This is a genomic window from Nissabacter sp. SGAir0207 (assembly GCF_005491205.1).
GTDB lineage: Bacteria > Pseudomonadota > Gammaproteobacteria > Enterobacterales > Enterobacteriaceae > Chimaeribacter.
Genome location: NZ_CP028035.1, coordinates 390,937 through 405,694, shown reverse-complemented (window position 1 = coordinate 405,694; position 14,758 = coordinate 390,937). Strand labels below are relative to the sequence as shown.

Annotated in this window: 13 protein-coding genes and 3 tRNA genes; 2 read left to right on the top strand and 14 right to left on the bottom strand. The window is 60.4% G+C overall.

Going from position 1 to position 14,758, the window contains the following annotated elements; translation table 11 throughout:
• Window positions 1-8: 8 nt before the first annotated feature.
• From C1N62_RS01850 to nnr, 10 genes are all read right to left on the bottom strand, one after another.
• On the bottom strand, window positions 9-209 hold the full coding sequence (locus tag C1N62_RS01850; RefSeq protein ID WP_137762022.1) for a DUF2065 domain-containing protein: 201 nt from the start codon (window positions 207-209) through the stop codon (window positions 9-11).
• A 58-nt stretch (window positions 210-267) separates the two neighbouring features.
• Window positions 268-1,269, bottom strand: coding sequence for a protease modulator HflC (hflC, locus tag C1N62_RS01845; protein ID WP_137762021.1), 1,002 nt, complete (start codon window positions 1,267-1,269; stop codon window positions 268-270).
• Between the two features lie 3 nt (window positions 1,270-1,272).
• Window positions 1,273-2,514, bottom strand: coding sequence for an FtsH protease activity modulator HflK (gene hflK, locus C1N62_RS01840; protein ID WP_137762020.1), 1,242 nt, complete (start codon window positions 2,512-2,514; stop codon window positions 1,273-1,275).
• Between the two features lie 56 nt (window positions 2,515-2,570).
• On the bottom strand, window positions 2,571-3,851 hold the full coding sequence (hflX, locus tag C1N62_RS01835) for a ribosome rescue GTPase HflX (RefSeq protein ID WP_137762019.1): 1,281 nt from the start codon (window positions 3,849-3,851) through the stop codon (window positions 2,571-2,573).
• A gap of 95 nt (window positions 3,852-3,946) precedes the next feature.
• Window positions 3,947-4,258 (bottom strand): RNA chaperone Hfq, encoded by a 312-nt coding sequence (gene hfq, locus C1N62_RS01830; protein ID WP_137762018.1) that lies wholly within the window; start codon window positions 4,256-4,258, stop codon window positions 3,947-3,949.
• A 113-nt stretch (window positions 4,259-4,371) separates the two neighbouring features.
• Window positions 4,372-5,313 (bottom strand): tRNA (adenosine(37)-N6)-dimethylallyltransferase MiaA, encoded by a 942-nt coding sequence (gene miaA, locus C1N62_RS01825; protein ID WP_137762017.1) that lies wholly within the window; start codon window positions 5,311-5,313, stop codon window positions 4,372-4,374.
• A complete protein-coding gene (gene mutL / locus C1N62_RS01820) occupies window positions 5,306-7,231 on the bottom strand; it encodes a DNA mismatch repair endonuclease MutL (protein WP_137762016.1) in 1,926 nt (641 codons plus the stop codon). The genes miaA and mutL overlap by 8 nt, the downstream gene beginning before the upstream one ends.
• Window positions 7,232-7,280: 49 nt before the next feature.
• Window positions 7,281-8,978 carry an N-acetylmuramoyl-L-alanine amidase AmiB gene (gene amiB, locus C1N62_RS01815; protein WP_137762015.1) on the bottom strand — a complete coding sequence of 566 codons (1,698 nt, stop codon included), beginning with the start codon at window positions 8,976-8,978 and terminating at the stop codon, window positions 7,281-7,283.
• A gap of 6 nt (window positions 8,979-8,984) precedes the next feature.
• Window positions 8,985-9,455: a tRNA (adenosine(37)-N6)-threonylcarbamoyltransferase complex ATPase subunit type 1 TsaE gene (tsaE, locus tag C1N62_RS01810; RefSeq protein ID WP_137762014.1), complete on the bottom strand. Its 471-nt coding sequence runs from the start codon at window positions 9,453-9,455 to the stop codon at window positions 8,985-8,987.
• Between the two features lie 13 nt (window positions 9,456-9,468).
• Window positions 9,469-10,980 carry a bifunctional ADP-dependent NAD(P)H-hydrate dehydratase/NAD(P)H-hydrate epimerase gene (nnr, locus tag C1N62_RS01805; protein WP_137762013.1) on the bottom strand — a complete coding sequence of 504 codons (1,512 nt, stop codon included), beginning with the start codon at window positions 10,978-10,980 and terminating at the stop codon, window positions 9,469-9,471.
• Between nnr and queG the strand changes: the two genes are divergently transcribed.
• Entirely contained in the window at window positions 10,979-12,133 is a 1,155-nt protein-coding gene (gene queG / locus C1N62_RS01800; RefSeq protein WP_137762012.1) for a tRNA epoxyqueuosine(34) reductase QueG, read from the top strand. The genes nnr and queG overlap by 2 nt on opposite strands.
• Before the next feature lie 302 nt (window positions 12,134-12,435).
• Here queG and C1N62_RS01795 read toward each other — a convergent pair.
• The 4 genes from C1N62_RS01795 to orn all read right to left on the bottom strand — a co-directional run bounded on the left by C1N62_RS01795 (window position 12,436) and on the right by orn (window position 13,497).
• A tRNA-Gly gene (locus C1N62_RS01795) sits at window positions 12,436-12,511 on the bottom strand.
• A gap of 43 nt (window positions 12,512-12,554) precedes the next feature.
• Window positions 12,555-12,630 (bottom strand) — tRNA-Gly (locus C1N62_RS01790).
• Between the two features lie 55 nt (window positions 12,631-12,685).
• Window positions 12,686-12,761 (bottom strand) — tRNA-Gly (locus C1N62_RS01785).
• A gap of 190 nt (window positions 12,762-12,951) precedes the next feature.
• Entirely contained in the window at window positions 12,952-13,497 is a 546-nt protein-coding gene (gene orn, locus C1N62_RS01780; protein WP_137762011.1) for an oligoribonuclease, read from the bottom strand.
• A 175-nt stretch (window positions 13,498-13,672) separates the two neighbouring features.
• On the opposite strand from orn, the gene rsgA reads away from it, so the two are divergent.
• Complete coding sequence (gene rsgA / locus C1N62_RS01775) at window positions 13,673-14,716, top strand: small ribosomal subunit biogenesis GTPase RsgA (protein ID WP_137762010.1); 1,044 nt, start codon at window positions 13,673-13,675, stop codon at window positions 14,714-14,716.
• Window positions 14,717-14,758 lie beyond the last annotated feature (42 nt).

Sequence of the window (14,758 nt, the reverse complement as noted above, 5' to 3'; positions counted from 1 at the left end):
ATATTGTGTCAGCCACCGTTATGGACACGCAACATGTAGTAAATCACACAACCCGCTACCACGATGCCACCGCCAAAACGGCGCAAAACATTGTCGGGCAGCTGGGTCATGGCGGTGATCATCCGCCGCCAGGCCTTCGGCCACAGCATCGGGCCAAGCCCTTCCAGCACCATCACCAGCCCGACGGCCAGCCAGATTGATGTGTTCATTGTTCTCCTCACCCATAAAAAAGGCCCGCATCAACGGGCCTGAGTCACTGTTGCCGATTTACGGCTGAATGGTCTTTTCCGGGGACTTCATAAAGCGGAAGAAGTCGCTGTCCGGGCTGAGCACCAGCACGTCATTATTGTTCTGGAAGCTGTTCTCGTAGGCACGCAGGCTGCGGATAAAGGCGTAGAAGTCCGGGTCCTGGCTGAACGCGTTGGCGAACAGTTTGGCGGCCTCGGCGTCGCCCTCACCACGGGTGATGCGGCCCTGACGCTCGGCTTCTGCCAGCGTGCGGGTCACCTCATAGTCAGCGGTGGCACGCAGCTTCTCGGCCTCTTCACGCCCCTGTGAACGCAGACGCAGCGCCACGGCGTTACGCTCGGCGCGCATACGCTGGTAGATGGCGTCGGAGACTTCGGTCGGCAGGTTGATCTGCTTGATGCGCACATCAATCACCTGGATGCCCAGTGCCGCCATGCTGTTCGGGTTCACCTGCAGCTGCTGGCCGTTGGTCTCCTGCTCCACGCGCTTCGCCACGGAGGCGATGGCGTCATCGGCCTCGGTGGTGGCCGCGTCCTCTTCCGCCGTACCGTTGTTGAGCTGGTCACGCACGTCAGACATCAGCTGGCCGCGGGAGTCAGTGACGATATCCTTCACTTCCAGCCGGCCAATCTCAGAACGCAGACGGTCACTGAACTTACGCTTGAGCAGCACCTCAGCTTGGGAGACGTCGCCGCCGCCGGTCGCCAGGTAGTAACGGCTGAAATCGCTGATGCGCCACTTGATGTAGGAGTCAACGATCAGGTCTTTCTTCTCATTGGTGACGAACCGGTCGGCCTGGTTATCCATGGTCTGGATACGGGCGTCGAGGGTTTTCACGGTCTCAATGAACGGAATTTTGAAGTGCAGGCCCGGCGCGAACACCTGCGGCTTGTTCTCATCATCACGCAATACTTTGCCGAATCGCAGCACGATGCCACGCTCGCCTTCCTGAACCACGAACAGGGAGGCATAGAGCGCGACCAGCACCACCACGACGATAAAGATAACTGACTTACGCATTGGTTACTCTCTCCCTACGCGAGTGGTATCGTCACGCTGCGCGTTGGCGCGGCGCTGGTCCATCACATTGTTGTCCACCGGGCGCGGGCTGTTGTCCGCCTGGCCGCTGGTGCCGCCCAGAGGGTTCAGGCGGATCAGGCTGTCATTGCTGTCGTTGCTGGCAGACGTGGATTTGCCGCCGCGCATCAGCTGCTCCAACGGCAGCACCATCAGGTTGTTGCCCTTGTCGCTAACCAACACCTTACGGGTTTCGCTCAGCACCTTCTCCATCGTTTCGATGTAGAGACGCTCGCGGGTGATCTGCGGCGCAGCCTTATACTCCGGCAACAGGCGGGCGAAACGCGCCACCTCACCCTGCGCTTCCAGCACGGTGCGGTCTTTATACGCCTTGGCGTTCTCCAGAATGCGCTGTGCCTGGCCGTTGGCCTGTGGCTGCACCTGATTAGCGTAGGCTTCTGCCTCACGGATGTACTGCTGCTCGTTCTCACGGGCGGCAATCGCATCATCAAAGGCCGCTTTCACCTCTTCCGGCGGACGTGCTGCCTGGAAGTTGACGTCCAGCAGCGTGATGCCCATCTTGTACGGACGGACGGTCTCTTCCAGCACGCGTTGGGTGTCATTACGCACCACGGTACGCCCTTCGGTCAGGATGCGGTCCATGGTGTATTTGCCAATCACGCCGCGCAGGGCGCTGTCGGTGGCCTGACTCAGGCTGTCGTCGGCATTGACCACGCTGAACAGGTAGGCTTCCGGGTCAGTGACGCGGTACTGCACGTTCATCTCCACGCGCACCACGTTCTCATCCGCGGTCAGCATCACGCCAGAGGCCGCCAGCTCGCGCACGGACTCCACGTTCACCGCCCGCACCTTGTCAACGAAGGTCGGTTTCCAGTTCAGGCCCGGCTGGACCAGATGGCTAAACTTGCCGAAGCGGGTTACCACGCCCCGCTCCGCTTCCTTGATGGTGTAGAAGCCGCTGGCTGCCCAAATCACCACCACGGCAGCTGCCGCGATGCCGGCCAGCCGGCCGCTTACGCCGCGGCCCGTGCCGCCGCTGCCACTGCCTGTCCCTCTGCCGCCAAAGTTGCCCAGCTTTTTGCTGAGCTTACGGAAGATATCATCCAGGTCAGGCGGGCCTTGTTCACGACCGCCTTTATTATTTCCGCCAGAGTTGCCGCCATTATTATTGCTGCTCCCCCACGGATCGCGGTCCTGTCCGTTATTACCGGGCTGATTCCACGCCATGTTTAGCTCCATTCTTTTATGATTGGTGTTCTTCAGGCTTGCCTTACAGGTCCGATTCACACGACAAAGCCGGTGAGCTCCTGCTCTTGCTTACAGAGGCGACGCCACTCAACGATAGGCATCCGCACCGAAAGGCCGATGCTGCCGTCCTCTTCAATCCACTCTTTTTCTATCGCCTGAAGCTGGTAAAAACGGCTGCGCAGACGGCCTGCCTGGGGTGGGAGCCGCACATCAAATTGCGCGATTTCACCGGAAAGACGCTCCGTCAACGCTTGAAACAGCAACGGGATGCCTTCACCAGTCTGGGCAGACAACCACACCCGTATCGGCAAATTCTCCTCGTTGCGATCGATACGCGGCGCAATGTTCTCCAACATATCGACTTTATTCATCACTAACAGCACAGGGATCTCGTTTGCCTCGATCTCTGCCAGAACGGTATTGACCGCCTCAATATTCTCATCCATGCGGATGTCAGCGGCATCCACCACATGCAGAAGCAGTGACGCCAGTCGCGTCTCTTGCAGGGTAGCCTTGAAGGCCGCCACCAGGTCATGGGGCAGGTGGCGAATAAATCCAACGGTATCCGCCAGCACCGTGTCGCCGACGTCCGCGACGTCAACGCGCCGCAGCGTGGGGTCCAGCGTGGCGAACAGCTGGTCGGCGGCATAGACCTCCGCCGAGGTCAGGCGGTTGAACAGCGTGGACTTGCCGGCGTTGGTGTAACCCACCAGCGACACGGTCGGCACCTCGGCGCGATCACGCGCGCGGCGGCCCTGCTCACGCTGCTTCTCGACCCGCTCAAGGCGGGAGAGGATCAAACGGATGCGGTCACGCAGCAGCCGGCGGTCGGTTTCGAGCTGGGTTTCACCCGGCCCGCGCAACCCGATGCCGCCCTTCTGCCGCTCCAGGTGCGTCCAGCCGCGCACCAGACGCGTGGCAATGTGGCGCAACTGGGCCAGCTCAACCTGCAACTTACCCTCGTGGGTACGGGCACGCTGGGCGAAAATATCTAAAATAAGTCCAGTACGGTCGATGACACGGCACTCGCACAGGCGCTCCAGGTTTCGTTCCTGGGCGGGGGAGAGCGCGTGATCAAACAAGACGACGGAAGCACCTGTGGCTTTTACGGCGTCCGCAATTTCTTCGGCCTTGCCTTCACCGACAAAGTACTTGGGATGTGGGGCTTTGCGACTGCCCGTGATGACCTGCAAAGATTCAACGCCCGCAGATGAGACGAGTGATTCAAACTCACTCAGATTCTCAATATCTTTATCCTGCGAGAAATAGATATGAACCAGTACGGCCTGCTCACCGGCTTCATAACGGTCAAACAAGCGTGCAACCTCTTAAACGGACTGAAACCGCTAGGGCGGGAACCATAAGCAGCCAGCTGCCCACAGTTCCCGTCATGGTTGACCAGCGATACGCTTTATTCAGCGTCATCGCTTTCCTGCTGCGGCTGTTGCTGCGCAGACGGAGTGTTACCATGATGATAATTGTTGTTCTGGCCGCCACCCGGATTGTTGCTATGGTGCGAGACTGGGCGCGACGGCACAACGGTAGAGATAGCGTGCTTATACACCATCTGGCTGACCGTGTTCTTCAACAGGATGACAAACTGGTCAAAAGACTCAATCTGGCCTTGCAGTTTGATACCATTCACCAAATAAATCGAAACCGGAACACGTTCACGACGCAAAGCGTTCAAGAACGGATCTTGCAAAGATTGCCCCTTAGCCATTCTATCTTTTCCTTATTTGCTTGTTGTTTGTAACTAAGAGCCTGACGGCCCTAAAATAAACGACTTAAAAATTTGCGCGCTGAGTACCAATCAATTGTACACAATCACCCGATCTATGCACCAACAACCTGAAGGACACGATCCAGCGCCGCGTCAGGCTTTTCACTCTCCAGCCACTCCACGTCGTCCCAACCGCGCAACCAGGTCATCTGCCGCTTAGCCAGCTGACGCGTCGCACAAATACCACGATAAACCATCTCATCGTAACTAATTTTGCCAGCCAGGTAAGACCACATCTGGCGATAACCGACACAGCGAATGGCAGGCAAATCCGTATGCAAATCGCCGCGGGCGAACAGCGCCCTCACCTCGTCCTCAAAACCAGCCTCCAGCATCTGCCGGAACCGCAGCTCAATGCGCTGGTGCAATACCGCGCGCTCCGTGGGCGCGATGGCAAACTGTTGGACACGATAAGGCAGCGTTTCACCCGAAATTTTTGTCAGTTCTGTTAAAGTTTTACCCGAAATAAAAAAAACTTCCAGTGCTCTGGAGAGTCTCTGCGGATCATTCGGATGAATGCGGTGAGCAGAAATGGGATCGATTTCACGTAATTGGTGATGCAGCGCTTCCCAGCCCTCACGGGCCGCGCGCGCCTCGATCTCCTGCCGCACTGCCGCGTCCGCCTGCGGCAAGGGGGAAAGCCCCTCCAGCAACGCTTTGAAATAGAGCATGGTTCCGCCCACCAGCAGCGGAATATTGCCCCGCGCGGTGATGGCGGCCATCTCACGCAGCGCATCGGCGCGGAAATCGGCGGCGGAGTAAGATTGCGCCGGATCACGAATATCGATCAGCCGGTGCGGAAACGCCGCCAGCTCCTGCGCCGTCGGCTTGGCGGTGCCAATATCCATGCCGCGGTAGATCAGCGCGGAATCGACGCTGATCAGCTCAACCGGCAGGCGCTGGTGCAGCGCCATCGCCAGTGCGGTCTTGCCAGACGCCGTCGGGCCCATAATAAAGATTGCCGTCGGTGCGGTGTTGTTATGTAGATCAGTCATGGCTAAAGGAGGCAATCACTTCCGCTAATTCAACAGGTTGCAAAAGACCCGCCGGCGGTGCTTTCACCAACGACGGGCAGAGTCGTTCTACCTCCGCCAGCAACTGGATGGCCTGGGCGGTGTTCCACTTCTCATGGTCACTGCCGAGGTGGCGTGCCAGCCAGCCAGCGACGAGGGCAGCCGTCGATTCAGACGCGGAGGCCAGATAGCCTAACAGGTCTGGTATCAACTTTTGTAAGTTTTGTTGCCGTAATGGTAAAGGTACGGCGCGCAGGGTGGCGCGGCCGTGCTCAATCGCCAGTTCAATGCCCAGCGTCGCCAGCAGCGGCTGGCTCTGTTGCGCCGCGCTGGCCTCGGCCTTGCTGAGGGTCAGCTTGAGTGGGATCAGCAGCGGCTGCGGGCGCAGCCCCTCCGGCGGCGGCATCAGTTGCGCCTGTTTCAGCCAGCGCTCGGCCACCGGCAGGTTGAGCAGCGCCAGCCCACTGGCGCGCTCCAGCAGCGCATAGCAGGGCGCGGCCACCGTCAGTACCCGGCCAAAACTCTGACTGTGTCCCTGCAATGCCTCCTCCTGCACCGGTTGGGCAGCAGGCGGTGCGGCAGGCGACGGTGCAGCCATGCGCTCCTCCACCACCGCCGGTTGCAGCAGCTTGCGGTACAGCTCGCCCTCGCGTTTGTCATAGGCAGGCTGCTCCGGTGGCCGACCGCCATAGTGGCCCGCAGGCTCCCGCGCCGAGCCACCGCTACGCGCCGGGCCAGTGGCAGGACGCGGCGCGTTCTCTCTGGCTGGCGGCGTTTCGGGCGCGCGGCGCGGGGCCGGTTCGGAGAACTGGTTGGTGCCCGCCGCCTGCCGTGTCTCCGGCTGCCAGCGCGGCAACTCCGGTACCTGCGCCTGCTCATCATGCAGCGGCAACGCGGCGGTGCCCGCCTCCTGCAACACGCTCATCACCGCCTGATAGATAAAGTCATGCACCAGCCGCGCCTGATGGAAGCGCACCTCATGCTTGGCCGGATGGACGTTGACATCCACCTGATGCGGATCGATATCCAGATAGAGCACGTAGGCCGGTAGTTGGTCATCCTTGAGCTGATCCTGATAGGCCTGACGGATGGCATGGTTGATCAGCCGATCCTTCATCATGCGGTTGTTGACGTAGCAGTACTGCATCTCCGCCAATGCGCGTGAGCCAGCCGGGTCAGCCACCCAGCCACGGATGGCGAGATCGCCGTGGCTCCACGACACCGCCAGCGCATGTTGCAGGAACTGCGGCCCGCAAATCGAGCCAAGCCGCCGCTCATGCTGGGAGGGATCTTTCGCCGCACGGTACTGGCGCATCACCTTGCCGTTGTGGCTGAGGGTGATGGCGACGTCAAAGCGCGCCAGCGCGATGCGCCGCACCACCTCATCAATGTGGCCGAACTCGGTCTTCTCGGTACGTAGGAATTTGCGGCGGGCCGGGGTGTTATAGAAGAGGTCGAGCACCTCCAGCGTGGAGCCGACCGGGTGCGCCGCCGGTTTGACGGTGACCGCCATGTCGCGCCCCTCGGCGTAGGCCTGCCACGCCTCGTTTTGGTCGGCGGTGCGTGACGTCAGCGTCAGGCGGGAGACCGAACTGATGCTGGCCAGCGCCTCGCCACGAAAGCCGAGGCTCATGATCGCCTCCAGGTCATCCAGCGAACTGATCTTGCTGGTGGCGTGGCGGGCCAGCGCCAGCGCCAGCTCCTGCTGGGCGATGCCGCAACCATTGTCGCGAATGCGAATCAGCTTGGCGCCGCCGCGGTCAATCTCAATATCAATGCGCGTCGCACCGGCATCCAGGCTGTTTTCGACCAACTCCTTGACCACTGACGCCGGGCGCTCGACCACCTCGCCGGCGGCGATCTGGTTGGCAAGCTGGGGAGGAAGAACCTGAATAGCCATGCGTGCTCCTGAACAGGAAATAACTCAATGAGAAGCAGATGGGGGCAGATCAGGGGATGATCAATGTCTGCCCGAGCTGTACCTCACCGGATTTGAGATGGTTGGCGCGTTTGATGTCGGCCATGCTGACGCCGTAGTGGGACGCGATGTCAGACAGCGTGTCCCCGCGTACCACCTTATGGCGCGCCGGACGGGCCGGCGCGGTATGGGTACTGGAGTTGGCCGGGATCTTCAGGCGTTGGCCTGTCCAGACGCCCGGCTTCTTCAGGTGATTATACGTGCTCAATTGGCTGGTGGAGAGGCCGTAGGATTGGGCGATGCCGGAGAGCGTCTCGCCACGTTTCACCACATGCACCTTTCCCTTCTTGCTGCTGGTGCCATGCACCACCGGTTCGTCCGCCGCCTCGCTACCGGTCGCTGAGGCGGTCAGCGGCCGGTTCTCCACCTTTGGGCCGGATTGGTAGGGATGCGTCAGGAAGTAGCTGCGCAGGCCAGTATGAATGGCGCGGGCAATCTTCTCCTGATAGGCATTGCTGCCCAGCAGCCGCTCCTCCGTGCTGTTACTGATGAAGCCGGTCTCTACCAGCAGGGAGGGAATATCCGGCGAGCGCAATACACCCAGGCTGGCGTGCTCTGGCCGACGCTTGTGCAGCGAGCCAACGCGTTGCAGCTCACGCAGCACCTTGACCGCCACGTCATAGCCCACGCGCTGGGAGTGGCCAAACTGAAGATCCAGCACTGCCTGGCTCAGGTAGGGATCGTCGGCGCTGTTGGCGAGCAGGTCGCCCGCGCCGCCCAGCAGCTCTGACTGCTTCTCATGCTGCTCCAGCCAGTTGGCCATCTCGCTGTTGGCGCGGCGGTTGGAGAGCACCCATACCGAGGCACCCGAGGCGCTGCGGTTCGGCGCGGCGTCGGCATGGATAGAAACCAGCATACTGGCGCCCTGCTTGCGCGCCACGTCCGAGCGCCCCATCACCGAGATGAAGTAGTCGCCGTCGCGCGTCAGTACTGGCCGGAACATCGGGTCGTTATTCAGCTGCTCACGCAGTTTGCGGGCGATGGCGATGGTAACGTTCTTCTCTTTCAGTCCGCTGGGGCCGATGGCTCCAGGGTCTTGCCCACCATGACCGGCGTCAATCGCCACCACAATGCGGTCGCTGGCACTGGTGCTGCGGCTGGCGGGGCGGGTAGAGGTGGTGCCGCTGGTGACTGCCGTGACTTTGTTGCCGTCAAACGGGTTGGCGGCTGGCTGTCGGCTGGCTGGCCGGGCGGCTGGCGCGGCTGGGGTAGCGCGGGTGATGCGGCTGTCTGCGCCACTGCCCTGCCCGCTGAGGGTAAAGACCACGTTCTGGCGGCCGCCGCCCTGCTGGGTGGCGGCGCGGGCGCGGCTTTTGCCGGTCAGCTCCAGCACCAGCCGGATGCTCTGGGCATCTTTCGGCGTACTGGTACGGATGCGTTTCACCAGATTCTGGCCGCTGAACTCCAGCGGCAGGCCGGAGATCACGCCGCTCTGGCGGACGTCAATCACCAGACGCTCCGGGTTATGCAACGGGAAAAAGGCGTAGACCGGCGCCCCATCAAAACTGAGGGTGACGGTGGATTGCTGCGCGCCATTGGTGACCTGAATATCCTTCAGGTTGGAGGCCAGGGCGGCGAGCGGCCCCAGCAACCCGAGCACGGCCAGCAGCGACAGCGCGCGGCGCGTGGTGCTCGCCCACCGGGCAAAACGGCTGTTCCCTTGCATCATCTTTGGTTATCCCTGCTGAGCAGCAACGCGTTGCAGCATGTCACTGCCATAGCCTGACAGGGCGCGCAGCGTCGCCTGGCGTCCCTCCCCGCAATAATCCAGCAGCAACTCCAAATCTGGCTCCGGCAGGACACCCGCCCCCTGCTGCGGCCACTCCACCAGACAGACCGCATCCTGCGCGAAGTAGTCACGGATGCCCATGAACTCCAGCTCCTCGGGATCGGCCAGCCGGTAGAGGTCGAAGTGGTACACCGCCAGCGGCGAGAGCATGTAAGGCTCCACCAGGGTGTAGGTCGGGCTTTTTACATTGCCCTGATGGCCGAGCGCCTGCAGGAAGCCGCGGCTAAAGGTGGTTTTGCCGGCGCCAAGATCGCCCAACAGGTGGATCACGCTGGATTGCGTACAGGCACGGGCCAATTGTGTGCCCAGTGCCACGGTGGCTGCCTCGTCCGGCAGAGATAAAATAAGTTCTTTCATTAAGTTATATCGTTTATTTCAACTCTGGATTAACACTTTGCGCGATAACCGGCAGTAAATCGGTGGCCAGCAGCCCGCGGGTGCCCTGTCGCCGGGCGATCAGATCCGCCGCATGGCCATGCACCACACAGCCCGCACAGGCGGCATCAAAGGGCGACAGTTGCTGCCCCAGCAGGCCGCCGATGATCCCTGAAAGGATATCACCCATGCCGCCGGATGCCATGCCCGCATTGCCGACATCGGCAATCGCCCGCTCGCCGCTTTCACTGGCGATTATCGTTCCCGCACCTTTCAATACCACTACGCCGCCATAGCACTCTGTCAGCTTTTTGGCTGAAAGTAAGCGATCACTCTCAACCTCTTTGACCGAGCAGCCCAATAACCGGGCTGCCTCGCCCGGATGCGGCGTGAGGACGCGATTCTGACGCTTATCCGGGGCTTTTGCCAGCAGGTTTAGCGCATCCGCATCCCATAGCATGGGTTTGTCGCTGCCGCGCAGCGCGGCCAGCGCATTTTTGCTCCACGCCGACTGGCCCAGCCCCGGCCCAATCACCAGAACATCGGCCCACTCTTCGCCTGCCGCCAGCGCCTCATCGTCCAGTTCCTGTACCATCAGCTCCGGGCGTGCGGTCAGCAGCGGCGCGATATTTTCTTTGTGAGTAAGTACTCGCACCAGCCCGGCACCGCTGCGCAAGGCGGCTTCCGAGGCCATGCGGATCGCGCCCGCGAAACCGTGGTCGCCACCCACCACCAGCAGGCGGCCATGCTCCCCCTTGTGCGAACAGGGGCGGCGCGGCGTCAGCCAGCGCGTCAGCGAACTGGCATCCAAACGAGTCAGGGTGACCCGTTGTTTTTGCAGCCATTCTTCTAAGCCTAGCGCAGAATGGTGAAGCTGCCCGACCCAATCGCGCGCCTGACCGGTTAACAGGCCCGGTTTCAGGGCGATAAAGGCCAGCGTGTGGTCGGCGCGGATGACGCTCCCCGGTGTCTGGCCGCTCTCTGCCAGCAGCCCGGAGGGGATGTCGAGCGCGATGCGCGATGCCGGATGGCGGTTGGCCTGCTCAATCAGCCGATCGTAGGGCGCGCGCGGCGCGGCAGAAAGCCCGGTGCCAAGCAGGCCATCGATGATCAGATCGCCCTCCTCCGGCCAATCATCCTCGGGGGCGTGAATCTCGCCACCGGCCGCCTGCCAGGCCGCTTGTGCCTGCTGCGCCTCAGGCGGCAGTGGGCGCTGCCCCGGCACCGCAATCAGCGTGACGCGCAGCCCGGCGGCGCGCGCCAGCGTCGCCACCACATAGCCGTCGCCGCCGTTGTTACCATGCCCGCACAGCACCAGCCAGTGGCGGCTATGGGGATAGTGTCTCCTTGCCAGTTCGAAGGCTGCCAGCCCGGCGCGCTGCATCAGGCCGTAGAGCGTGGTGCCGCTCTCCTGCGCCGCCTGTGCTTCTGCCGATCTAATCCAGTCTGCGGCGAACACAGAGTGTGGTAAACTGGGCGTGTTTTGTTCTTCACGTTGGTTTGCCATGACTTTCCCCTTCGATCTCCATCAATTATCCCAACATATCAAGCAATGGGGCCAATCGCTAGGCTTCCAGCAGGTCGGTATCTGCGACACCGATCTCTCGCTGGAGGAGCCAAAACTCCAGGATTGGCTTGATAAACAGTACCATGGCGAGATGGAGTGGATGGCCCGCCACGGTATGCTGCGGGCGCGGCCCCACGAGCTGCTGCCCGGCACCCTACGGGTGATCAGCGTGCGCATGAACTACCTGCCAGCCAAGGCGGCCTTCGCCTCGACGCTGAAGAACCCGGCACTGGGCTACGTCAGCCGCTACGCGCTGGGGCGCGACTACCACAAGCTACTGCGCCAACGGCTGAAAAAGCTGGGGGAGATGATCCAAAGCTGGTGTTCGGAACAGGGCGGCGGCGAGGTAGGCTTCCGGCCGTTTGTGGACTCCGCGCCCATCATGGAGCGCCCGCTGGCGGCCAAGGCCGGTATCGGCTGGGTTGGTAAACACTCACTTATCCTCAACCGCGAGGCCGGCTCATGGTTCTTCCTCGGCGAATTGCTGATTGACCTGCCGCTGCCGGTTGACCAGCCGCAGCCGGAACAGTGCGGCAAGTGCGTTGCCTGCATGACCACCTGCCCCACCGGGGCGATTGTCGCGCCCTATACGGTAGATGCGCGCCGCTGCATCTCCTACCTGACGATTGAGCTGGAGGGGGCAATTCCAGAAGAGTTCCGCCCGCTGATGGGCAACCGCATCTATGGCTGCGATGACTGCCAGCTCATCTGCCCGTGGAACCGCTTCTCCCAACTAACGGATGAGGCGGACTTCAGCCCGCGCGCGGCGCTACATGCACCAGAGCTGCTGGAGCTGTTCGCCTGGAGTGAGGAGAAGTTCCTGCGTGTGACTGAAGGCTCAGCGATTCGGCGCATTGGCCACCTGCGCTGGCTGCGCAATGTTTCCGTCGCACTGGGCAACGCGCCCTATCAGGCGGAGATTGTTTTGGCGCTGCAACAGCGGCTGGGAGAGAACGAGATGCTGGATGAGCACCTGCACTGGGCGATTGCACAACAGTTTCAGAAGCGCGATGCCAATAAGTTGGAAGTGCAGCTGCCACAGCAGAAAAGGCTGGTGCGCGCGGTGGAAAAAGGTTTGCCGCGGGATGCCTGATGGGCGCAGTTATCCACCGGTTTACTTATCCACTGTTTGTGCATAAAAACAAAAACGGCTTGGCAATCAAGTGTAAAAAAAACATCAAGTGATCGATTTAACGTTTTGGTAGAAATAAATTAAGAAATAAAATCAATCACTTATTTTTGCAATTTTGCGGATGAACAAAAAAGAGGCTGGTCAAAAAAAGCGCGGAAACTGTGGATAACTCTGTTCAAAAGAATATTACACTGCGAAGTAATAATGCATGAACGCACCTGACGGTGTTGGGCGCTGTTATCTGGGATAAGGGAGAAAAAATTTGGAGCGGGAAACGAGACTCGAACTCGCGACCCCGACCTTGGCAAGGTCGTGCTCTACCAACTGAGCTATTCCCGCATAGGAGGTACGTACTGCGCTTACCATGGTGGTAAGTAAATTTTGGAGCGGGAAACGAGACTCGAACTCGCGACCCCGACCTTGGCAAGGTCGTGCTCTACCAACTGAGCTATTCCCGCGTCGCATGGGTATGACGTTTACTGCTTACTGCTGTTCACTGCCAGGCAGTGAAATTGGAGCGGGAAACGAGACTCGAACTCGCGACCCCGACCTTGGCAAGGTCGTGCTCTACCAACTGAGCTATTCCCGCTCTGCATACTAACGAATTTCTTCATCGGTACGGGGAGCGCATTATACGAGGATTCTTTTTCGCTGCAAGCCCCTGAAAGCAAAAAAACGTTCTTTTTGTTCAAGTGCTGATTTAATATCCAATGCGGCGAGAATTCAAGCGCCGCGTGGGCAAAAAAACGCCGGATACACCGATCCGGCGTCGAAAAAAATTATTCCTGAATAAAGTGCTGGCGATAGTAGGCCAGTTCCGCCACTGATTCACGGATGTCATCCAGCGCCTGATGGGTATTCTGCTTCTTGAGTCCCTCCAGCAGCGATGGCTTCCAGCGGCGCGCCAGCTCTTTCAGGGTGCTGACATCCAGATAGCGGTAGTGGAAGTAGGATTCCAACTCTGGCATGTACTTGAACAGGAAGCGGCGATCCTGGCCGATGCTGTTGCCACAGATAGGGGATTTGCCCGCCGGCACCCATTTTTGCAGGAAGGCGAGGGTTTCCAGCTCTGCGGCACGGTCGTTAAACTGGCTCTGCCGGACACGCTCGGTCAGGCCGCTGGCACCGTGGGTGCGGGTGTTCCACTCATCCATCATCGCCAGCTGCTCATCGCTCTGGTGCACCGCCATCACCGGCCCCTCGGCCAGGATATTCAGGTCAGCGTCCGTGACAAGCGTGGCGATCTCAATGATGCGGTCGCGTTCCGGGTCCAGTCCGGTCATCTCCAGATCGATCCAGATCAGGTTGTTTTCATTTGGTGTCATAAGGTTTCCTGAGCCGCATACGCCGCAACGGGCATCGCCGCTGCGCGCGCGTCGCGCTTTTTTCACGGGGAGAGATTCACCGGTCACACGGTGAACGGTTAATTAATATAAAATAGCGTGTATCATAGTCTTTTTGGTCGCAACGAGCGATAAAAGCCGGTTTAAGTGAGGCGCAGTGAGCAAGAACAAACTGTCTAAAGGTCAGCAACGTCGTGTATCCGCCAATCATCAGCGTCGTCTGAAGCAAGCAGACAACCGTAAAGAGCTGGATGATTCGCTGCATGGCGATCCGCAAGAGGGGATCGTGATCAGCCGGTTCGGGATGCATGCGGATGTTGAGGCCGCCGACGGCAGCCTGCACCGTTGCAATATCCGCCGCACCATCTCCTCGTTGGTGACGGGCGACCGCGTGGTCTGGCGGGCGGGCCGTGAAGAGAACGCCAGCCTGAAGGGCATTGTGGATGCGGTGCATGAGCGCAGCTCCGTGCTGACGCGTCCCGATTTTTATGACGGCGTGAAACCCATCGCCGCCAACATCAACCAGATTGCGATTGTCTCGGCCATCCTGCCTGAGTTGTCGCTGAACATCATCGACCGCTATTTGGTGGCGTGCGAAACCGTCGGCATCGAGCCGCTGATCGTACTGAACAAGATCGATCTGCTGGATGAAGAGGGCCGCCGCTTTGTGGATGAGGCGATGGATATCTACCGCCGCATCGGCTACCGGGTGCTGCAAGTCTCCAGCCAGACCGAGGAGGGGATGGAGGCGTTCAAACAGGCGCTGACCGATCGCATCAGCATCTTCGCTGGCCAGTCGGGGGTGGGCAAATCCAGCCTGCTGAACGCCCTGCTGCCGCCGGAGGAAAAGCAAATTCAGGTAAATGCCGTTTCCGACGTCTCGGGACTTGGGCAACATACCACCACCGCGTCGCGCCTTTACCACTTCCAGTATGGCGGCGACGTGATTGACTCGCCGGGCGTGCGTGAATTTGGCCTGTGGCACCTGACGCCAGAGCAGGTCACGCAGGGCTTTATCGAGTTCCGCGACTACCTCGGCGGCTGCAAATTCCGTGACTGCAAGCACGGCACCGACCCTGGTTGTGCCATCCGCGCTGCGGTAGAGCGTGGCGAGATCGCTGAAGAGCGTTTCGACAACTACCACCGCATCCTGGAAAGCATGGCCGACGTCAAAGTCCGCAAAAACTTCAACGAGCTGTAGGGCATCCCCTGCCAGCTCCCGCCTGACGGAACAGGCCGCGCG